Raw genomic sequence first — 21,458 nt, forward strand, 5'->3', positions numbered from 1 at the left:
CGCCCCTTTAGGGGCGCGGGGAACTGCGCGACCGGCCACGACGGCGCCGCAGCGAAACGACGGCACATCGCGGCCCTTCCAGCGGAGCGCTTAGCGCGGGGACTGAGCGGGTCCGGCAAAGCGGGCGGTTCGGCATCGCCCCTTTAGGGGCGCGGGGAACTGCGCGACCGGCCACGACGGCGCCGCAGCGAAACGACGGCACATCGCGGCCCTTCCAGCGGAGCGCTCAGCGGGGGGCCCTTCCCCGATCACAGGTTTATCGGTCATCATCGGCGCTCGCCCCGGTCGCCGTGTCGGCCTTTCTGCCGGGGCCTGTGCGTTGGGGGAGCGATGAGTACGAATTCCGGTGGGGTGCTGCGGCTGCCCGGTTCGGCGATACCGGACGGCTGCCCGTCCTGGGACGGTGAGCAGGCCGCGCGGTGGACGCGGGCGCTGCCCCCGGGCTGGATGCCCGTGCGGGCGCGGTTCTCGGTGTCCGCGGCGCTGTCGCTGCTGGCCGTGCCCGGTGCCGGGCTGCTGAGCGCGAACGGCGCGCTGCCCGCGTGGGGCGCGGCCCTGGTCGCCCTGCACCTCGTGTGGCTGGTGCTGCGGCCCGAGGCGGCCGCGGTCCTCGCGCCCGTCGCCCTCGTCGTGGTGCTGGCGCTCGGAGACCTGCACTGGGGTCTGCGGCTGGGGTTCGCGGCCGTGCTGGTGGGCATCTGGGCGACCGTCTGGCTGCGGCTCGCTGCGCGCAGGCGGCAGCGGGCGGAGGGCCTCGCGGCGGCCGGCGGTGCGACCGCCGTGGTGTCCGGGGCCATGTTCGGACGGTCGGAGCGCGGCACGTTCCTGCTGTGGTCCGGGCTCGTCATGGTCGTCGCCGGCGGGGTGCTCTACGCGACCGCCGATCTCTGGGGCGGTGTCGACGACCGGCAGGCGACCCCGGGGGCCGCCTGGGGTCTTGCCGGGCTCGGCCTCACCGTGCTGGCCTCCGGGGTCCTGGGCCGCCGCCGGGCGCTCGCCCTGCGCGGGGCGCCCGTGCCGGTGCTGCGCGTGCTCCTGCGCGAGAACAGTGACGTCGACACCGAGGTCTTCGCCGCCGACGACATCGCCGCGCTGCGCCCCCTGTTCACGGTCGCCACCTCCGAGCTCGACGACTCGACGGACGACGACGATGACGACGATGACGACGAGGGCGAGGACACAGCCGGTGACGGCAGTGACGGCGATGACGACGCCGACGACGAGCTTCGGGAGCTGATGGAGCGGCTCGACGCCGGGCGCGCCGGGCCGTTGCGGGAGGGCGTGATGTACGGCGTCCCCTACGACGGCGCCGAGATCCTGTTCGTCGCCGCCTCGGACGAGGCCGGTGAGCCGCCCGTGGTGGAGGCGTCCGTGGGGCCCGTGCGGCCGATGACGGCGGGCGGGATCCGGCGGACGGTCCGGGAGGGGAAGCGGAGGGCCGCTCACCAGGCTCAGGACGAGGCGCTGCGCAGCGCCGCCGCCACGGCCGTCGAGGAGGCCGGCCGGAAGGCGCCGGTGGAGGTCCGGCGGTGGCGTGCGGGGTGGGCCGACCGGGTCGCCGTCGTGGCGGGGCTGCTGTACGTCGCGATCCTCTGGGAGCCCGGGTGGTGGGGGCTTGTCTACGGCCTCGGGCTGACCCTGCTCGCCGCCCTCCTGCTGCCGCGCCGGCTCGCCTGGCGGATCACCGCCGACCGCGAGGGCCTGTGGTTCAACGGCTTCCGCGAGACCCGGCACATCGCCTGGGACCACATCAGGGTCGTCCGGTGCGAGGGGCTGCAGCTGCGGATCGACAGCAGGCGGGCGTCGTTCGAGGCGTGGACGGTGGCCTCGCCGCGCTTGCGGTGGCTGGAGCGCAGGCTCGGCAGACCGCACCCGTACGAGCGGATCGCCGCCGAGATCACCGCGATGTGGCAGGACCCGGCGCTGCGGCCGGTCGGTGTCGGGGACGAACGGCAGCGCGGGCGGGGGCTGTGGCCCCTCGGGGTCGTCATCGGGGCCGTGGGCGCGGCGGCGGTGCTCCTCCTGGCGTGACGGCTCGCGGGGCAGAGGGCGCGGCGGTGCGGGCGCCGGGCTTCCCGGGTGGGAGACCGGCGCCCGCACCGGGTCCGGAGGTCAGCCCACGACGTCGACGAAGGCGCCCGGGGAGAGCGCGGGCGCGGTGCTCGCCGTGCCGGCGTAGGACCACCGGTAGGTGCCGTCGGTGTACGCGCGGACGGTGGTGGAGAGGGCGCCGCCGACGGCCGTCGAGACGGTCTTCACGGTGCAGAAGGAGCTGCTGCCCTTCGGGCGGAACTGGAGCTGGACGGGCTGTCCGGCCTCGGCGGGCGCGGACGCGCCGGTCGCCCAGCCGGCGTGGGTCACACCGCCCGTGACGGTGACGGTGCGGCCCCACTTCACCCGCGCGGGGGTGGCGGCGACGGTCGCCTGCGACGCGCGCAGCACGCTGAAGCCGGCCGCGGCGTCGAGGAACTCGGCGTCGCCGTCGGCGCCGATCGCGTAGGCGCTGACGTTCCAGACGCCGGCCTGTGCGTCGCCGGCCGGGGCGGTGCCGGGGGTGAGGGTGAAGGTCAGGGTGCAGGTGCTGGTGGTGCCGGTGGTCGGGCCGCAGGCCGCGGCCGGGGCCACGGTGGCGTCCGGGGCGGCGAACGAGCCGTGGTAGAGGGTGGCGTTGATCTGGGCGAGGCCGGTCGGGTCGGTCGCGGTGACCGCGACGGTGACGGTTCTCGCGCTCGTGCCGACGACGACGGGACGGCCGTCGCCCACGGTCACGCCGGTGATGTCGGTGTCGCCGAACTGCTCGTCGGCGTGCGCGGCGGGAACGGCGAGGGCGGTCAGGGCCACGACGCCGCACGCGGCGGCGACTGCGGAGTACTTACGCATGCGAATTCCCCAATGTGAAATATGAATGACGTGGGCGTTTGTCGTGAAAAGAAATATCGGGCGGGCCGATTCCGTGGAAAACCGAAGGGGAAATTCGGTGCAAATTTCGGTGGACCTGGCCGCCACCTACGCGTGCCGTGGGCCCGGCGCGGCGAATACGCCCACTCCTGTCGTTTTCTGTCGATCGGTGCATGAACTAGGGGCAACTTTCGAGTGAAAACTGGTGAAGCTGTTCATCCCCTGTGTCTGTCCGCTCACTAGCCTGCGGGTGCCGTGCGACCGGTGAACCAACGCCGACTTGTGCGGCTTCCTGATTGGGGATACAGGAGTGGGGATGGATGTCGGCAAGAATGGGGGGCGCGGCCGCACCCGGCACGCGCTGTCAAATAGACATAGGTGCAGATGGCACTTACTCGTGGAGACTGACCGCCGTGAACGGGCGGGTGATCGCCGTGGCCGCGCGCACGTACCGGGACTACGGCGAGTGCCGATCCGCCTTCGAACGGACCTGCGCCGACGTCGCCAAGATGACCGGCGCGGTGCATCACACGGCGGAGGGCAGCGGCTGGGTCTGGCGGTTACGTGACCCCGTCGGCGGGGTCGTGGCGGTGTCCTCGCGCGCCTACGAGCGGCACTCGACCTGCCAGTCCGCGTACGAGCGGTTCCGGGCGCTGCTGGCCGAACTCGGGGCGGGCCGGGTGATTCCGTGGGGGGACGGCGAGTGAGCCGCCCGGACGAGTGAGCCGCACGATCAGCTGACGGATCGGCCATGGGCCGGCCGTCGGCCAGGGGCAAGGGACCGCCGCCCGTAAGGGTTCGGACCCTTGCCCTCTGCTGTCGCCGCGTTCACGTCAACATCGGAAGTTGCCCCGCGGGGGCGTCTCGTTCACGTTCAGGTCTACACGCGTCCATCCCACCTCAGAAATGTCGTCATGTGTGACGACGCGAATCATCGAGCGGTCCGTGGCCCCCGCGGACGACCCTCCCAGACGGCTGTACCCCGACCAGGGCATGCCGGACCGGGTGTTCCGGGGCGTCCTGCGCGGTGGCGGCACGCTGGTGCTCGCGATCATGCTGCTCGTCGGCGGCTTTCTGACGTATCGGGCCTGGCAGGCGCTGTCGGTCGCGAAGTGGGGCTTCGTCACCACCGAGGCGTGGGAGCCCGAGGGCGGGAACTTCGGCATCGCCGCGGTGATCGTCGGCACCGTCCTGATCGCCCTGGTCGCGATCGTGTGCGCGGTGCCGCTGGCCATCGGCACCGCGCTGTACATCTCCGAGTACGCGCCGCCGCGGATCCGCCAGACCCTGATCAGCGTCGTCGACCTGATGGCCGCCGTGCCGTCCGTGGTCTACGGCCTGTGGGGGCTGTTCTTCTTCCAGGGGCACGTGGTCACCCTGTCCCGCTGGATCTCTGCCTACTTCGGGTGGATCCCGCTGTTCAGCGTCGACGGGGCCGACCCGACGGACCCGCTGGCCACCGCGACGGTCTTCACCTCCTCCACCTTCATCGCCGGCATCGTCGTCTCCCTGATGGTCGCGCCGATCATCTGCTCGGTGGTGCGGGAGGTGTTCTCGCAGGCCCCGGTCGGCGAGCGGGAGGGGGCGTACGCGCTCGGCGCGCACCGCTGGGGCATGATCCGCAGCGTCGTCCTGCCCTTCGGCAAGGGCGGCATGATCGGCGGCACCATGCTCGGCCTGGGCCGGGCGCTCGGCGAGACCATCGCCGTCTACCTGATCATCTCGCCGGTCTTCGCGATCCAGCCGCACATCCTGCAGAACGGCACCAGCTCGGTCTCCTCGCTGATCGCCCTGCGCTACGGCGAGGCGACCGACCTCGGCATGTCGGCGCTGATGGCCGCCGGCCTCGCGCTCTTCCTGATGACCCTCGTCGTCAACTTCGCCGCTTCGTCGATCGTCGCCCGCAGCCGTTCCGGCGCGACGAGCGACTCCTGAGGAGTACGAGCCCGATGACCGTCACCGCTCCGCAGAGCCCGCCCGGCGACCGGGCCGCGGCCACCGAGCTGCCCGCCCGCCGCGCCGCCGGCCGGTCGACGCGCGAAGAGTCGCGCCGCAACCTGGCCACGCTGCACGCCACCGACGTCTACGCGCTGCTGGGCGCGGGCGCCGCGGCCCTCGCCGTCACCTGGCTGCTGTTCGACCGGATGCTGCCCTTCAACGGCACCCTGGGCTTCCTCGTCGTCGCCTACGCGGTCTTCGTCGGCCTCTACGCGCTGCTCGTCTCCTTCGACGAGGACGGGCCCGCCGTCCGCGACCGGGTGGCCGCCGTGGTCGTCCAGAGCCTCGGCCTGGTGATGCTCGCCGCGCTGGGCTTCGTGGTCGTCTACACGCTCTACGAGGGCCGCGAGGCGCTGCCGCACCTGAACTTCTACACGCAGTCGATGGCCGACGCGGGGCCGGTGGAGCCGCTGAGCGTCGGCGGCATCCTGCACGCGATCGTCGGGACGCTGTGGCAGATCTCCATCGCCCTGGTGATCTGCATCCCCACCGGGCTGGTCTGCGCGGTCTTCCTGAACGAGGTGCCGGGCCCGTTCAGCCGGTTCGTGCGCACCATCGTCGAGGCGATGACCGCGCTGCCGTCCATCGTGGCCGGGCTGTTCATCTACGCGACGATCATCCTGGGGCTCGGCTTCGACCGGTCCGGGCTCGCCGCCGCGCTCGCGATCTCCGTGATGATGCTGCCGATCGTGATCCGCGCCTCGGACGTGGTGATCCGGCTGGTCCCGGGCACGCTGCGGGAGGCGTCCTACGCGCTCGGCACCTCGCGCTGGCGCACGGTCTGGCACGTCGTGCTGCCCACCTCACGGTCCGGGCTCACCACGGCCGTCATCCTGGGCACCGCGCGCGGGGTGGGCGAGACCTCGCCCGTCCTGCTGACCGCCGGCTTCACCGCGGAGCTCAACACCGATCCGCTCAAGGACCCGATGGTGTCGCTGCCGCTGGCCGCCTTCGAGCTCGTCAAGTCCCCCGAGCCCACCTACATCGCCCGCGGCTTCGGCACCGCGGCGGTCCTGCTGATGCTGGTGCTCGTCCTGTTCGTGATCGCCCGGGTCATCGGCGGTCGCGGGCCGGGCAAGCTGACCCGCCGTCAGGAGCACCGGCGGGTCAAGGGGTCCCGCCGGGACGCGCAGCGCTTCGTCGCGCGCGCCGGCGCCGGCGCCGCGCCGAGTCCGGCGTCGTTCTCCTCCCTTTCGACCGGTTCCGCATCGACGAGGAGCACCACGTGATACCCGCACCCGTCCGTCGTCCGCGCGCCCTGCGTGTGTACCAGGCGTGGGCGCTGGTCGTCGCCCTGGTCTGCGCGCTGCCGGCCCTGCATCCGCCGGGGGCCGAGGCCGCGAGCCATGTGAAGATCAGCGGCTCCGGCTCGACGTGGAGCGCCAACGCCATCGAGCAGTGGCGCCGCAACGTCCGCCAGCAGGGCATGACCGTGAACTACCAGTCGGTGGGCTCCACGGTCGGCCGCACCCAGTTCGCCAACGGCTCCTCCGACTTCGGCGTGTCCGAGATCCCCTACGGGCTCACCGAGTTCGGTGCGACGGACACCCCGCCGCAGCGCAAGTACGCCTATATGCCGATCGTGGCCGGCGGTACGTCGTTCATGTACAACCTGAAGATCGGCGGGCAGCGGGTCACCAATCTGCGGCTGTCCGGGGACGTCCTCACCAAGATCTTCACGGGCAAGCTGAAGATGTGGAACGCGGCGGAGATCAAGGCGGACAACCCCAAGCTGGCCCTGCCGGCCCGCCGGATCGTCCCGGTCGTGCGCTCCGACGGCTCGGGCACCACCGCGCAGTTCACGCTGTGGATGTCCAAGCAGCACTCCGCGCTCTGGAACGACTACTGCCGTCGGGCGGGCAAGTCCACGCCCTGCGGTCTGACCTCGTACTTCCCGAACATCCCGGGCTCCGGTTTCGTCGCCCAGTCCGGCTCGCTCGGCGTCGCGGGCTACACCAAGCAGCCGCAGGCCGAGGGCGCCATCACCTACGTCGAGTACTCGTACGCCACGAACGCGGGCTTCCCGGTGGCCAAGGTCCTCAACAAGTCCGGCTACTACGTCGAGCCGACCGCCTCCGCCGTGGCCGTCGCGCTGACCAAAGCCAAGATCAACAACGATCCGCGCTCGGCGAACTACCTGACCCAGAACCTGGACACCGTCTACACCTACGGCGACCGGCGCACCTACCCGCTGTCCAGCTACAGCTACATGATCATCCCGATCCGGGAGGAGATGGACTTCACCAAGGCCAAGGGCGCCACGCTCAGCGCGTTCAGCAGCTACTTCCTGTGCGAGGGCCAGCAGCAGGCCGACCGGCTCGGCTACTCGCCGCTGCCGATCAACCTGGTCCGGGCCGCCATGGAACAGGTGCGCAAGATCCCCGGCGCCCAGGTGGAGAACATCGACATCAGCAAGTGCAACAACCCGACGTTCTCCAGCGACGGGACGAACCTGCTGGCCAAGAACGCCAAGTACCCGCAGGCCTGCGACAAGAAGGGCGCCGACCAGTGTGCGGCCGGCACCGGCGGCGCCCGGACGCCCACCACGTCCTCCGGCAGCGGCGGCGCGAGCGGCTCGGGCGGCTCCGGCTCCACCGGCGGCACGACCGGCGGCTCGACCGCGACCGGCGGTTCGGGGACGACCGGTTCGGGCGGCGCCACCGGCGGCTCCACGGCGACCGGCGGCAGCACCGCCGGGGCGGGCGGCGCGACCGGCGGCTCGGTAGTCGACCCCGACACCGGTGAGGTGCTCGGCGCGGACGGCGGCACCGGGGACACCTCGGTCGCCGCGAGCCCGGTCTCCCTCGCCTCCGGCGACCCCCTGGGGCTGCGCACCGCGCTGATGGCGCTGTCGGCCGTCCTGCTGCTCGGCGTGGTCGTGGGACCGCCGCTGATCGGCCGGCTGATCTCCCGCCGCGCGCGCCGCAACGGAGGTTCGGCATGACCGCCCCGATCCGGCCCGCGACCGGGTCCCGGCCGCGCATCGTGGCCGCCGTGGGCGCCCTGGTGGCCGGCCTCGTCCTGGCCGTGCTGCCGCTCTCGCCCGCCGCCACCCCCGCCGCGGCCGCCGACGGCTCCGCGGTGACGGTGACCGGCAAGCAGGGCAAGTACGACGACTTCTCCGGACTGAAGGTGACGGTCCACCAGACGAAGGACCTGCGCACCCAGGGCGTACGGGTCACCTGGGAGGGCGGCACGCCCACCACCACGGACACGGCGCTGTGGACCGACTACCTCCAGATCATGCAGTGCTGGGGCGACGACCCCGCCGGGCCCACCCGCGAGAGTTGCGTCTACGGCGGCTCCGGGATCCCGCTGCCGGGCACCGGCGTGGACGGCCGCTCGATCCCCGTGGGCGCCGACCCCGACGAGACGCAGTACACCGGCCCCGGCGCGTTCGTCCCGTTCCGCCCCGCCGGCGACTTCCCGCCCACCACCACCGCCAACGACAAGACCTACTTCGGTCCGCTGGACACCAACGAGCAGCCCGCGAACCGAACCTTCGCGGGCGGCGAGGGCGAGACGACCTTCGAGGTCCAGGACGGCATCCAGGCGCCCCACCTGGGGTGCGGACTGAACACGGCGCCCGCCGGGGCCACCCCCGTGCCCCGCCCGTGCTGGCTGGTCGTCGTGCCGCGCGGCAAGCACAACGCCGACGGCACCGACGTCACCCGGCCGGGCCAGGACGGCACGATCGACGGCTCGCCCCTGTCCACCACGAACTGGGCCCAGCGGCTGGTGGTCAAGCTGGACTTCCTGCCGGTCGACGAGTTCTGCCCGGCGGGCCAGCCGGAGCGGCCCACGGCGGGCTCGGAGCTGGCCACGGACGCCGTCACCTCCTGGCAGCCGAAGCTCTGCACCTCCACCGGCAGCACCTTCGCCTTCACCCAGGGCGGCGAGGAGCCCGCCCGGGGCCAGGTGCGGGCCACCACCGCCGAGACGCCCGTGCTGGGCTTCACCGTCGATCCGGTGGCCCCGGCGGAAGGCGCGCCGAAGGTCGTGCACGCACCGGTGGCGGTGTCCGGGCTGACGGTCGCCTTCTTCATGGAAAGCGCCTCCGGCGTCGTGCAGGAAATGAAACTCACCCCGCGCCTCGTCGCCAAGCTGCTCACGCATTCCTATGTCAAGGACGTGACCCTGGCCGACCCGCCGGAGCATCTGGCCGGAAATCCCTTGTTCTTCAACCAGGACCCGGAATTCAAGGCGCTGAACCCGGAATTCCCGGCGCTGAGCGGACAGCCGACGAGCCTCATGGTTCCCCTGACGAGTTCCGACACCACACGGCTCGTCTGGAACTGGCTCCAGTCGGACCAGGACGCCCGGGACTTCCTCTCCGGCAAGGCGGACTCCTGGGGAATGAAGGTGAACCGCTACTACGAGGACATGGACCTGGCCGCGGCCACGTCGCTGTCCGACTTCCCCAAGGTGGACCCGACGCGGTCGCCGGCCCTCGCCAACGGGGAGCCCGCCCTCACCTACGCGGTGACGGACCTCGACCCCTACACGGCCGACCTGCACGACGGCGCGCTGCGCACCCGCCGCGGGAACAACAACAACGTCGTCAAGTGGGAGCCGGGGAACAACGCCCCGCCCAAGCTCGCAGGCGAGGTGCCCATGTCGGGCCGGCACGCCGTGATGGCGATCGTCGACACCGCGTCGGCGGAGCGCTACGGACTCAAGACGGCGGCCCTGCGCAACGCGAGCGGCGCCTATGTGCTGCCCACGACCGACACGCTCACGGCCGCCGTCGGCCGGATGCGGCCGTCCGCCGTGGACGCGACCGTCCTCAAGCCCGATCCGGCGCTGGCCACGGGGCAGGCGTACCCGCTGACCGCCGTCGCCTACGCCGCGGCCTCGGTCAACCAGGACGCGAAGGCCCGCCAGGCCTACGCGCGGTTCATCCGGTACGCGGCCGGCGCCGGCCAGACGCCCGGCCTGTCCGCGGGCGAACTGCCCCCGGGCTACGCGCCCCTGCCCACGCAGGAGCGCACCCAGGCGCGGACCGCCGCCGACGCCCTGGAACGCGGCGAGGCCGCGATCGACCCCGGCTCCGACGGCTCGGACTCGGGCGGCGCCGGCGGCACGGACTCCGGGACCGACAGCGGGGGCGCCTCGTCCGGCGCGGACACCGGCGGCGCGTCCACCGGCGCCGCCTCCGCCACCCCCGCGGCCGGCGCCGCGGGCGGCCCCGCCGCGCCCTCCACGGGGCCGCAGCAAAATGTCGCCGAAGTCGCCGGCGGAGTCACGCCCGAAGACGTCCTGGGAATTGTCCGCTGGGTTCTCCTGGTCGTTCTTTTCATCGGCGGAACAGCCGGACTGTCCGGACCGATAATGCTGCGGCTCGCCGCACGGCGGTCCCCCTAGGGAGCGCCTAGGAAATCTCCGATTCACCTTTCCCTCATGGCCAGTTCGTGGCCATCGCCGGGAAATCCTGGAAATGTACGCAGTGGCCGATCGACGGGTCGGCGGCAAGAAAATCCGGATTCTGTTGGACATCGCCATTCTCCGCAATCCAGAACGAGGGGTTCAGAAATGAACGTCAAGTCTCGCGCTCAGGTCGGCGCCGCTTTCGGTGTCGCCGCTCTCGGTCTCGGCATCCTGGCCGCTCCGGCTTCGGCCGACCCGGGCTCGACCACTGAGTACCGTCAGCTCGCCGGTGTGGGTTCGGACACCACTCAGTACGTCATGAACGGCCTGGGCGACGTCATCACGAACGCCAACGGCAAGGTCATCGCGTCCTACGACGCCACGCCCGTCAACACCACGGTCACCACCAAGGACCCGGCGGTCACGCCGAACTGCACGATCAACCGCCCGAACGGCTCCTCGGCCGGCATCACGGCGCTGAACAACGACATCACCGCCGGCACCGGCTGCCTCGACTTCGCCCGCTCCTCGCGCGGCCCGGTCGACACCACCACCGCCGACCTCACCTTCGTCCCGTACGCCAAGGACGGCGTCACCTACGCCACCGACCTGGGCAGCACGGTGCCGACCAACCTGACGAAGGCGCAGCTGGCGTCCATCTACACCACCTGCACCTACACCAACGCCGCGGGCACCCCCGTCACCGTCCAGCCGCTGCTGCCGCAGACCGGCTCGGGCACCCGGACCTTCTGGCTCGCGGCCATCGGCATCAGCGAGACCCAGGTCGGCTCCTGCGTCACGCAGGGCATCCAGGAGCACGACGGCACCGCGATCGCCAACGGCACCCAGCTGATGCCGTACTCGATCGCCCAGTGGATCGCCCAGGGCAAGGGCTTCACCGACGTCCCGAACCGCCGCGGCGAGTCGCGCCTGCGCAGCATCAACGGCCTGGCCCCCACCACGGGCTCCGGCACCGCGATCGCGCTGAACACCAACTTCGACGCCGGCTTCCTGCGGGACGTCTACAACGTCGTCCGGACCACCCGCAAGACCGACCCGGTCATCGCGGACACCTTCCTGACCTCCGCCTCCAAGGTCTGCGCCAACACCGCCACGATCACCGACTACGGCTTCGGCACCGTCGCCAACTGCGGCGACGACAGCCTCACGGGCGAGCGCTGACCCGTGCTCGTCCGCTGAATCCCGCGCAACGGCCGGGCACCGTCAGGTGCCCGGCTCCGCGCGCTGTCCCTGCACACCCGTCAACCGACCCCGGGGGGCCACGAAATGACAGTGCTCCGTCCCATCCGAAGAACGGCCGCCGTCCTGGCCGCCTGCGCCCTGCTCGCCGTGGGCCTCGTGACCCTGGCCGTGACCCAGTCCCAGCCCGCCCGGGCCGCCTCCGTCGGCGAGTTCGCCCTGACCCCCGGCAGCGGCAGGCTGACCGACCCGCAGCCCATCGCCGGCTCCCTGTCCATCCCCGGCAAGTGCCCCGACGCCGCCATCGAGGACATCAACTGGAACAGCGTCCTGCGGCTGTACGTGGTCAAGGCCGACGGCAAGGAGGCCACCGCGCTGAACGGGATCACCGTCAAGGGCCCGTACACCGCGGCCACCTCGGGGATCTCGCTGGCCGCCGCGGACAACCCGGGCCTGGCGGTCGCCGACCTCGCGACCGTCATCACCGGCGACGGCACCTACGAACTGCGGCTGCGCTGCGTGGACAACTTCGACTGGGCCGAGGCGCCCGACTCGATCGTCCCCGGCGACCCCTACTGGTCCCAGAAGATCACCGTGACCGGTGACAGCTGGGTGGTCGGCGAGGGCGCCACCGCCACCAGCCTCGGCCTGGCCGCCGTGCCCGCCGACGCCGAGCCCGGAGCGGCCGTCAAGCTCACCGCGACCGTCTCCCCGGCCGCGGCCACCGGCACCGTCACCTTCCTGGAGGGCGCCACCGTCCTGGGCACCGGCACGGTCGCCGCCGGCAAGGCCGAGTTCAGCACCACGACCCTGACCCAGGGGCGGCACGACGTCACGGCCCGCTTCACCCCCGCGTCCACCGCCGAGTGGGGCGCCTCGGAGGCCACCGCCACGACCGTGCTCGTCTACCCCGCGGACTACGAGATCCGCGACGCCTCGGACGTGCGGCTGGCCGCCGAACCCCCGCTGCAGCGCGGCCAGAAGGTCAAGCTGATCGTCCGCGGCTGCACGGCCGGCACCGCGTACACCATGAAGCTGAGCGGCAACGACGCCGTCTTCCCCAGCGCCACGGCCGACGCGAGCGGAGTGGCCACCTGGTCGTCGCTCACCGTTCCCGACGACGCGGTGGCCGGCCGGGCGTCGTGGACGTTCACCGCGACCGGCAAGAACTGCAAGGTGAACGGCGGCACGGGCGCGGAGTTCAGCACCGCGGCCTTCACCCTCGGCGAGCCGTCCGGCTCCCCGTCGCCGACCGCCTCGGACGACCCGACGGGCGACCCCGGCGACGACCCGACGGACGATTCCACCGGCGACCCCGGCGACGACCCGACCGGCGACTCCTCCGGCACGACCTCCGGGACCACCGGCGGTGACTCCGGCTCCGGCGGCGCCTCGACGAACGGCGGCGGCCTCGCCTCCACCGGCAGCGAGATCGCGCTGTTCTCCGGCGTCGGCGCGCTCCTGCTGTTCACGGCAGGCGTCCTGGCCGTCCGCTTCGGCCGCCGCAATGGGCTGCTGAGCTTCGGCGACCCGCGCTCATGACCGCGGGGGAGCACGGGCGGCGGGCTCCCGGCCCGCCGCCCGCCCCCGTCGTCCCTCCACCCCACACCACCTCACAGGAGCGCTGTCCGTGACCGTGCTGTCCCCGCCCCCGCCGGCCGAGGCGACGCCGGCGCCGGCGCCTTCGCCCGAACCCGATCCGGCGACCGCCGTCCGGCCGGCGGGGGGCGAACGCGCCGGCCTCGCCTTCGCCGGCGCCGCACTGTGCGTGCTCGCCGCCCTGCTGCTCGGCTTCGCCGCCAACCTGACCATCGTCGGCCACCTCCAGCACGCCCGCGACCAGCAGATCGCCTACGACGAGCTGCGCCGCCAACTCGCCCTCGGCATCGCCCCGGTGGGACAACGCGACTACGAGGGCCGCATGCTGACGCCGGGCGCGCCCGTGGCCCTGCTGCGCATCCCGGCGCTGGGGCTGAAGGAGGTCGTCGCCGAGGGCACCGCCTCCGGGGTGCTGATGTCCGGCCCCGGCCACCGCCGCGACACCCCGCTGCCGGGACAGGCCGGCACCAGCGTCGTCATGGGCCGCCAGTGGGGCTACGGCAGTCCGTTCAACGACATCCACCAGTTGCCGGTCGGCGCCGAGATCCGGGTGACGACCGGTCAGGGCACCGCCGTCTACACCGTCTCCGGCGTCCGCCGGCAGGGCGATCCGCTGCCGCCCGCCCTCCGGCAGGGCCAGGGACGGCTGATGCTCATCACCGCCGCCGGCGGCCCCTACACCCCCTCCGGCACCGTCCTCGTCGACGCGACCCTGACGAGCACGGCGCAGCCCGCCCCGCCCCGCCCGCTCACCCTCGGCTGGCTCGACGCGTCCGAGAAGGCGCTCGGCGGCGAGCAGGCCGCCTGGCTCCCGGTGTTCCTCTGGACGCAGGCGCTGCTGCTCGCCGCCCTGCTCACCATGGCCGCCTACCGCGTGTGGGGCCGCTGGCAGACCTGGATCGTCGCCGTGCCCGTCCTGGCCGCCCTGGGCCTCGCCGTCTCCGGCGCCGCCACCCGACTGCTGCCCAACCTGCTCTGATCGACGAGGAGTTCACCCGACATGTCCGAGACCCCCGACACGCTCGTCGACGAAATCCCGGGCCCCACGCTTGAGCTGGAGCGCGTCCGGCCGGGCGAGCCGGACCGCGCCCGTAGCGGCGGCGGCAACCCGGCCACCCTGGAGGCCGACTCCATCTCGGCCTGGTTCGGCGACCACAAGGTCCTGGAGCAGGTCTCGCTCACCATGCCCGCCCGCAAGGTCACCGCGCTGATCGGCCCGTCCGGCTGCGGCAAGTCCACCTTCCTGCGGATCCTCAACCGCATGCACGAACTGATCGGCTCCGCCTCCCTCGCGGGCCGGGTGCTGCTCGACGGCGACGACATCTACGACCGCGGGCGGCGCATCACCCACGCCCGCCGTGAGATCGGCATGGTCTTCCAGAAGCCGAACCCCTTCCCCGCGATGTCGATCTACGAGAACGTCACCGCCGGTCTGAAGCTCGGCGGCATCAAGGCCGGCCGGGATGCCAAGGACACGCTGGTGGAGGAGTGCCTGACGAAGGCGGGCCTGTGGAAGGAGGTCCAGGGCCGGCTCCGCCAGCCGGGCGGCGCGCTCTCGGGAGGTCAGCAGCAGCGCCTGTGCATCGCCCGCTCGCTGGCGGTCCGCCCCCGCGTCCTGCTCATGGACGAACCGTGCTCGGCGCTCGACCCGACCTCGACGCGGCGCATCGAGGAGACGATCCACGAGCTCTCCGAAGAGGTGACGATCGTGATCGTCACCCACAACATGCAGCAGGCGGCCCGGGTCTCCGACCAGTGCGCGTTCTTCCTCGCCGAGCAGGGCACCCCGGGCGCGATCGTCGAACACGGCCCCACGAACGCCATGTTCGACAGCCCCCAGGACCCCCGCACCTCGGACTACGTCAACGGCCGCTTCGGATAGGTCCCCGCGAGCGCGGGGACCTCAGATGCCCGCGGCCGCCGACAGATCCCGCTTGATCGCCGCGAGGCGGGCTTCGGCGGTGGCGCGCGCCTCGGGCAGACCCGCGTGGTCGGCCACCGGCACGACGACCTCCAGGTAGCACTTCAGCTTCGGCTCGGTGCCGCTCGGCCGGACGACGACCCGCGCGCCGTCGAGGGTGTAGCGCAGTCCGTCGGTGGGCGGGAGCGTGTCGGTGCCCTGCGTGAGGTCCTCGGCGCGGGTGACGGCGAGCCCCGCGAGGGCGGCGGGCGGCTGCTCGCGCAGTCGTCGCATGGCGTCGGCGATGACCGACAGGTCCTCCACCCGCACCGACAGCTGGTCGGTGGCGTGCAGCCCGTGCTCCACGGCGAGGTCGTCGAGCAGGTCGAGGAGGGTGCGGCCCGCCTCCTTCAGCTCGGAGGCCAGCTCCGTGACGAGCAGCGCGGCGGTGATCCCGTCCTTGTCGCGGACGCCCTCGGGGTCCACGCAGTAGCCGAGGGCCTCCTCGTAGCCGTAGCGCAGGCCGTCCACGCGGGCGATCCACTTGAAGCCGGTGAGGGTCTCCGCGTAGGGCAGCCCGGCCTTCTCGGCGATCCGGCCGAGCAGCGAGGACGAGACGATCGACTCGGCGAGGACGCCGGTGGCCCCGCGCCGCACGAGGTGGGCGGCGAGCAGCGAGCCGACCTCGTCCCCGCGCAGCATCCGCCAGTCCTCGCCGACCGGGACGGCCACGGCGCAGCGGTCGGCGTCCGGGTCGTTGGCGATGATCAGGTCGGGGCGGGTCTCGCGGGCCGCCGCGAAGGCCAGGTCCATGGCCCCCGGCTCCTCCGGGTTGGGGAAGGAGACGGTCGGGAAGTCCGGGTCGGGCTCGGCCTGCTCGGCGACCAGGACCGGCGCCGGGAAGCCCGCGCGGGCGAAGGCGGCGAGCAGGACGTCCTTGCCGACGCCGTGCATCGCCGTGTAGACGGTCCGGGCGGTGCGGGGCGAGCCTGGGGCGAGGACGGCGTCGGTGCGGGCCAGATAGGCGTCGAGGACGGCGTCGTCGAGGATCTCCCAGCCGGTCTCCGGGCGGGGCACGTCGGCCAGGGCGGCGATCGCGTCGATCTCGGCCGCGATCTCGGCGTCGGCGGGCGGCACGATCTGCGAGCCGTCGCCCAGGTAGACCTTGTAGCCGTTGTCGCGCGGCGGGTTGTGGCTGGCGGTGACCTCGACCCCGGCGACCGCGCCGAGGTGCCTTATGGCGTACGCCAGGACGGGGGTCGGCAGCGGGCGCGGCAGCACGGCGGCCCGCAGCCCGGCGCCCGTCATCACGGCGGCGGTGTCGCGGGCGAAGTCGGCGGACTTGTGCCGGGCGTCGTAGCCGATCACGACGAGCCCGCCGCGCTGCCCGCCGGCGTTCAGGTACGCGGCGAGACCGGCGGCCGCGCGGATGACGACGGAACGGTTCATCCGCATCGGCCCGGCGCCCAGCTCGCCGCGCAGCCCGGCGGTGCCGAACTGCAGCGTGCCGCCGAAGCGGGCGGCGAGCTCGGCGACGTCTTTGGCGGCCAGCAGCTCGGCGAGTTCCTCGCGGGTCTCCGGGTCCGGGTCCTCGGCGAGCCAGGTCTGGGCCCGGGCGATGAGATCGTCGTGCACGGTCGGTCAACCTTCTCTTGGGCGGCTGCTCTGGCGGTGCCGGTCGGCATCATCCAGCCCGTCTGGGGGTCCCCCCTCTGGGGGAGTTTGAGGACGAGGCCCGTTCAGGGCCGAAGCGGGGGCCTGGGGGCGGCAGCCCCCGGACACCGGCGGAACCGATGCCTACAGCCGGTTCAGCACCTGCGTCAGCAGCGCGCCCATCCGGGTCGCCGAGTCGCGGCCCGCCTGCAGAACCTCTTCGTGGTTCAGCGGCTCACCCGTCATACCGGCGGCGAGGTTGGTGACGAGGGAGATGCCGAGCACCTCGGCGCCCGCCTCCCGCGCCGCGATCGCCTCGAGCACCGTGGACATGCCCACCAGGTCCGCCCCGATGACCCGGGCCATCCGGATCTCGGCGGGAGTTTCGTAGTGCGGGCCGGGGAACTGGGCGTAGACGCCCTCCTCCAGCGTGTCGTCGATCTCCTTGCACAGCGCGCGCAGCCGCGGCGAGTACAGGTCCGTCAGGTCGACGAAGTTCGCGCCGAGGATCGGGGAGGTCGCCGTGAGGTTGATGTGGTCGCTGATCAGCACCGGCTGGCCGGGGCGCATGCCCTCGCGCAGACCGCCGCAGCCGTTGGTCAGCACGATCGTCTTGCAGCCCGCCGCCACCGCCGTACGGACGCCGTGGGCGACGGCGGCGACGCCGCGGCCCTCGTAGTAGTGGGTGCGGCCCAGGAAGACCAGCGCCCGCTTCTCGCCGATCTTGTACGAGCGGACCTTGCCGCCGTGCCCCTCGACCGCGGGCGGCGGGAAACCGGGCAGCTCGGTGACCTGGAACTCGGCGTCGGGAGCACCGAGGGCGTCCACGGCCGGCGCCCAGCCGGAGCCCATCACGAGGGCGACGTCGTGGGTCTCGGCGCCGGTCAGTTCGCGCAGGCGCGCGGCCGCGGCGTCGGCGGCGGCGTGGGGATCGCCCTGGATGTCGTCCGGGAGAAGAGATGCGTTCACGCGACTGAGGGTAGCCGGTTCCGGCCTACGCGCGTAGATGACAGAGCCCACCGGAAAGCGATCGTTGTCTTGTCGTTTCCAACGAGGGCTGCGGCTGTCACTCGCCGGTGACGTAGATGTCCTTGTCGTTGAAGACCATGACGACGAAGATCAACAGCCGCCCCACGCTGACCGTGTACTCGATGAGGATGTTCTGCGTCAGCCGGATCGTCCGGTCGTCGCCCGTGGAGCTTATGGGCCGGGACAGCTCGGGAAAGGGGTCGTCGGTGAGCATCGTGATGCCCTTGTCGAACGAGGCGCGTTGCTGCGCGTCGAGCCCGTCGCGCGCCACCGCAGCCTGCTCGGTGTAGTAGACCGTGTAGGCGGTCCTGCCGGCCATCCTGTCCTCCCGGTGGTGAGCTGATCCGGGACCGATTCTATGGGCGGGTGTCCTCAGCAGGGTCGTTTCCGCAGCTCCATCACGTAGTCGTGTGGCGCGCCCGCGGATTCCGCCGCGTCGGCGATCTCGCCGAGGTAGCGGGCCGAGGGCAGGCCGCCCTCGTAGCCGTCGAGGACGTACATCCACGCGGACTCCGTCCCGTCCAGCGTGTGGACCTGGACCCGGGCGCGGCGGTAGATGCCCAGGCCGACGCCCTCCCAGCGGTCCAGGGAGTCCTCGTCCATGGGGGCGACGTCGTACAGCGCGACGAAGACCTGCGCGGCGGGGTCCTCCACGACCATCGCCAGCGCGCCCTCCCAGCCCAGCTGCTCCCCGCCGAAGGTGAGCCGCCACCCGTTCAGCCAGCCGGTGGCGCGCAGCGGCGAGTGGGGGGCACGGCGGGTCATCAGCCGCGCGTCGAGGTTGCCGGCGTACGCGGCGTAGAGCGACATGTAGAGGAGAGTACGGCAGCCCGCGCACACGTCACTCCCGTAACGGTGCGGCCTCGCCATGCCCCCGGGGCGGTGTCACCGTCGGCCGTGCGGGAGAATGGAGTACGTGACTCGGATCGTGATCATCGGTGGCGGACCCGGCGGCTATGAAGCGGCGCTGGTGGCCGCGCAGCTCGGCGCGGAGGTGACCGTCGTCGACTGCGACGGTCTGGGCGGAGCGTCGGTGCTGACCGACTGCGTGCCGTCGAAGACCCTGATCGCCACGGCAGAGGTGATGACCACCTTCGACTCCTCGTACGAGGAACTGGGCATCATCGTCGCCGACGACACCCCCGCGCTGGAGCATGCGGCCCGGGTCGTCGGGGTCGACCTCGGCAAGGTCAACCGACGGGTGAAACGCCTCGCGCTCGCCCAGTCGCACGACATCACTGCCTCCGTCACCCGGGCCGGCGCCCGCGTGCTGCGCGGCCGCGGCCGGCTGGAGGGCATGCAGGCCCTGGACGGCTCCCGCAAGGTCGTCGTCACGGCCGCCGACGGCACCGAGGAGACCCTCGTCGCCGACGCCGTGCTGCTCGCCACCGGCGCCCACCCGCGCGAGCTGCCGGACGCCCAGCCCGACGGCGAGCGCATCCTGAACTGGACCCAGGTCTACGACCTCGCCGAGCTCCCCGAGGAGCTCATCGTGGTCGGCTCCGGTGTGACCGGCGCGGAGTTCGCCGGCGCCTACCAGGCCCTCGGCTCCAAGGTCACCCTCGTGTCGTCCCGCGACCGCGTGCTGCCCGGCGAGGACCCGGACGCCGCCGCCGTCCTGGAGGACGTCTTCCGCCGCCGCGGCATGAACGTCATGGCCCGCTCGCGCGCCGAGTCCGCCAAGCGGGTCGGCGACCGGGTCGAGGTGACGCTGTCCGACGGCCGGGTCATCTCCGGCTCGCACTGTCTGATGGCGGTCGGCGCCATCCCCAACAGCGAGGGGATGGGGCTGGAGGAGGCGGGCGTGAGGGTCCGCGAGTCCGGCCACATCTGGACCGACAAGGTCTCCCGTACCACCGCCCCCGGCGTCTACGCGGCCGGTGACGTGACCGGGATCTTCGCCCTGGCCTCCGTCGCCGCCATGCAGGGCCGGATCGCCATGTACCACTTCCTCGGCGACGCGGTGGCCCCGCTCAACCTCAAGACCGTCTCCTCCAACGTCTTCACCGACCCCGAGATCGCCACCGTCGGCTACAGCCAGGCCGACGTCGACGGCGGCAGGATCGACGCGCGCGTCGTCAAGCTGCCGCTGCTGCGCAACCCGCGCGCGAAGATGCAGGGCATCCGGGACGGCTTCGTCAAGATCTTCTGCCGGCCCGGTACGGGCATCGTCGTCGGCGGCGTGGTCGTGTCGCCGCGCGCGTCGGAACTGATCCACCCCATCTCGATCGCCGTCGACAACAATCTGACGGTCGAACAGATCGCGAACGCGTTCACCGTGTACCCGTCCCTTTCGGGGTCGATCGCGGAGGTCGCGCGACAGCTGCACACGCGAAAGACGGCGGGCGAGGCCTGACGGCCCCGGCGCGGGACGGTTTCGACTCCCCGCCGGGCGCGGGGAGTTGGCGGGCCGTTGACGGCGGGTCGCGGACGGGTTGACGGCACGTCATCTCCGGAAGTGGTCTCTATACCACCTCCCGTCCCCCTGTGCGAACAACTTCTACTATTCGGCGCAAAGAGCTGAAAGCAGACGGTCGTCCGCGTTACTGTCAGTTTCGTGTTCGCTGCAGAACGTCGTCAATTGATCCTCGAAATGGTGCGAGCGAACGGGGCCGTGTCGCTCCGTGAACTCGCCCGCGTCGTCCAGACCTCCGAAGTGACCGTGCGGCGGGACGTGCGCGCACTGGAGGCAGAAGGACTCCTCGACCGCCGACATGGCGGTGCGGTATTGCCGGGCGGGTTCACGCGAGAGTCCGGCTTTCCGCAGAAATCCCATCTCGCGACCGCCGAAAAAACCGCCATCGCGGACCTCGCCGCCAACTTCGTCGAAGAGGGCGAGGCCATTGTGGTCGGGGCGGGAACCACGACACAGGAGCTGGCCCGCCGGCTCGCCCGGGTGCCCGGACTGACCGTCGTCACCAATTCCCTTCTGGTGGCCCAGGCATTGGCCCATGCAAACCGGGTCGAGGTCGTGATGACCGGCGGCACCCTGCGCGGTTCCAACTACGCCCTCGTCGGAAGCGGCGCCGAGCAGTCCCTGCAGGGGCTCAGAGTGTCGCGGGCCTTCCTCTCCGGGAGCGGGCTCACGGCCGAGCGCGGGCTGTCCACGTCCAACATGCTGTCGGCGTCCGTGGACCGGGCGCTGGTGCAGGCGGCCGCCGAGGTCGTCGTCCTCGCCGACCACACCAAGCTCGGCACCGACACCATGTTCCAGACCGTGCCCACGGACCTCATCACCCGCCTGGTGACCGACGAGCCGCCCGCGCACGACGACCGTGCCGCCACCGAGCTCCAGGCCCTGGCCGACCAGGGGGTGCAGATCGCCGTGGCCGGGGCGGCGGGGAGCCAGGGGGGTGAAGCGGTCCCGGCGCGCCATCAGCAACAGCAGCGTCGGGACGTGCCGCTGCCCGCGCCGCGGCGGGGGCAGCTGCCCGGCTCCGCGGGGGCGCTGCGCGCGGCTTCGGCGTTGGGGGAGGCTTCCCCCGGCGGGGAGCGGGCACGGGTCGCGGACCTGCGCCGTCGTTGACGGCGCGCGCGGTCCACGGCTCCTGGGGGCTGCCGCCCCCAGACCCCCGCTTCGGCCCCGAACGGGCCTCGTCCTCAAACGCCGGACGGGCTGAAATACACTCGCCCGGCGCTCGACGAGTGAAACTCAGTCCTTGATCTCGCAGATGGTTGCGCCCGACGTGAGGGACGCGCCGACCTCGGCCGCGAGGCCCTTGACCGTGCCGGAGCGGTGCGCGTTCAGCGGCTGCTCCATCTTCATCGCTTCGAGGACGACGATCAGGTCGCCCTCCTTGACTTCCTGGCCCTC

18 protein-coding genes are annotated in these 21,458 nt (G+C 72.3%); 12 read left to right on the forward strand and 6 right to left on the reverse strand.

Annotated features, from left to right (window positions below; genetic code table 11):
* The first annotated feature begins 330 nt into the window (after positions 1-330).
* A complete protein-coding gene (locus ACWCPF_RS02480) occupies positions 331-2,031 on the forward strand; it encodes a hypothetical protein (RefSeq protein WP_451043081.1) in 1,701 nt (566 codons plus the stop codon).
* Positions 2,032-2,112: 81 nt separating this feature from the next.
* Here the strand turns inward: ACWCPF_RS02480 and ACWCPF_RS02485 are convergent, their stop codons facing one another.
* Positions 2,113-2,880, reverse strand: a complete 768-nt coding sequence (locus tag ACWCPF_RS02485; protein WP_451043082.1) for a DUF5707 domain-containing protein — start codon at positions 2,878-2,880, stop codon at positions 2,113-2,115.
* 431 nt (positions 2,881-3,311) lie between these two features.
* Here ACWCPF_RS02485 and ACWCPF_RS02490 point away from each other — a divergent pair, with 431 nt between their 5' ends.
* The 9 genes from ACWCPF_RS02490 (at position 3,312) to ACWCPF_RS02530 (ending at position 14,944) form a co-directional block, all read left to right on the forward strand.
* The gene (locus tag ACWCPF_RS02490; RefSeq protein WP_451043083.1) at positions 3,312-3,605 is read left to right on the forward strand and encodes a hypothetical protein; all 294 of its coding nucleotides are present in this window, start codon (positions 3,312-3,314) and stop codon (positions 3,603-3,605) included.
* Between the two features lie 211 nt (positions 3,606-3,816).
* Entirely contained in the window at positions 3,817-4,833 is a 1,017-nt protein-coding gene (gene pstC, locus ACWCPF_RS02495) for a phosphate ABC transporter permease subunit PstC (RefSeq protein WP_451043084.1), read from the forward strand.
* A 14-nt stretch (positions 4,834-4,847) separates the two neighbouring features.
* Positions 4,848-6,125 (forward strand): phosphate ABC transporter permease PstA, encoded by a 1,278-nt coding sequence (gene pstA, locus ACWCPF_RS02500; RefSeq protein ID WP_451043085.1) that lies wholly within the window; start codon positions 4,848-4,850, stop codon positions 6,123-6,125.
* Positions 6,122-7,840, forward strand: a complete 1,719-nt coding sequence (gene pstS, locus ACWCPF_RS02505) for a phosphate ABC transporter substrate-binding protein PstS (protein WP_451043086.1) — start codon at positions 6,122-6,124, stop codon at positions 7,838-7,840. Before pstA ends, pstS begins: the two co-directional genes overlap by 4 nt.
* Positions 7,837-10,260, forward strand: a complete 2,424-nt coding sequence (locus ACWCPF_RS02510) for a hypothetical protein (protein WP_451043087.1) — start codon at positions 7,837-7,839, stop codon at positions 10,258-10,260. The genes pstS and ACWCPF_RS02510 overlap by 4 nt, the downstream gene beginning before the upstream one ends.
* Before the next feature lie 168 nt (positions 10,261-10,428).
* Positions 10,429-11,445: a hypothetical protein gene (locus tag ACWCPF_RS02515; protein ID WP_451043088.1), complete on the forward strand. Its 1,017-nt coding sequence runs from the start codon at positions 10,429-10,431 to the stop codon at positions 11,443-11,445.
* 105 nt (positions 11,446-11,550) lie between these two features.
* Positions 11,551-13,005: an Ig-like domain-containing protein gene (locus tag ACWCPF_RS02520; RefSeq protein ID WP_451043089.1), complete on the forward strand. Its 1,455-nt coding sequence runs from the start codon at positions 11,551-11,553 to the stop codon at positions 13,003-13,005.
* Between the two features lie 88 nt (positions 13,006-13,093).
* On the forward strand, positions 13,094-14,041 hold the full coding sequence (locus ACWCPF_RS02525) for a sortase (protein ID WP_451043090.1): 948 nt from the start codon (positions 13,094-13,096) through the stop codon (positions 14,039-14,041).
* A gap of 21 nt (positions 14,042-14,062) precedes the next feature.
* The gene (locus tag ACWCPF_RS02530) at positions 14,063-14,944 is read left to right on the forward strand and encodes a phosphate ABC transporter ATP-binding protein (protein WP_451043091.1); all 882 of its coding nucleotides are present in this window, start codon (positions 14,063-14,065) and stop codon (positions 14,942-14,944) included.
* 21 nt (positions 14,945-14,965) lie between these two features.
* On the opposite strand, the gene ACWCPF_RS02535 is transcribed toward ACWCPF_RS02530, so the two are convergent.
* The 4 genes from ACWCPF_RS02535 to ACWCPF_RS02550 form a co-directional block, all read right to left on the reverse strand.
* Complete coding sequence (locus ACWCPF_RS02535; RefSeq protein WP_451043092.1) at positions 14,966-16,597, reverse strand: phospho-sugar mutase; 1,632 nt, start codon at positions 16,595-16,597, stop codon at positions 14,966-14,968.
* Positions 16,598-16,759: 162 nt separating this feature from the next.
* Complete coding sequence (locus ACWCPF_RS02540) at positions 16,760-17,584, reverse strand: purine-nucleoside phosphorylase (protein WP_451043093.1); 825 nt, start codon at positions 17,582-17,584, stop codon at positions 16,760-16,762.
* A 97-nt stretch (positions 17,585-17,681) separates the two neighbouring features.
* Positions 17,682-17,963 (reverse strand): type II toxin-antitoxin system RelE family toxin, encoded by a 282-nt coding sequence (locus tag ACWCPF_RS02545; protein ID WP_451043094.1) that lies wholly within the window; start codon positions 17,961-17,963, stop codon positions 17,682-17,684.
* A gap of 53 nt (positions 17,964-18,016) precedes the next feature.
* Entirely contained in the window at positions 18,017-18,454 is a 438-nt protein-coding gene (locus tag ACWCPF_RS02550) for a gamma-glutamylcyclotransferase (protein ID WP_351908833.1), read from the reverse strand.
* Between the two features lie 97 nt (positions 18,455-18,551).
* Between ACWCPF_RS02550 and ACWCPF_RS02555 the strand changes: the two genes are divergently transcribed.
* The gene (locus ACWCPF_RS02555; protein WP_451043095.1) at positions 18,552-20,000 is read left to right on the forward strand and encodes an NAD(P)H-quinone dehydrogenase; all 1,449 of its coding nucleotides are present in this window, start codon (positions 18,552-18,554) and stop codon (positions 19,998-20,000) included.
* Positions 20,001-20,201: 201 nt separating this feature from the next.
* Positions 20,202-21,170, forward strand: coding sequence for a DeoR/GlpR family DNA-binding transcription regulator (locus ACWCPF_RS02560; RefSeq protein WP_451043096.1), 969 nt, complete (start codon positions 20,202-20,204; stop codon positions 21,168-21,170).
* Between the two features lie 126 nt (positions 21,171-21,296).
* Here the strand turns inward: ACWCPF_RS02560 and ACWCPF_RS02565 are convergent.
* Positions 21,297-21,458 (reverse strand): acetyl-CoA carboxylase biotin carboxyl carrier protein subunit (locus ACWCPF_RS02565; protein WP_451043122.1); only part of this gene is annotated, 162 nt, incomplete at its 5' end.

It is taken from the genome of Streptomyces sp. NPDC001858 (genome assembly GCF_053594615.1).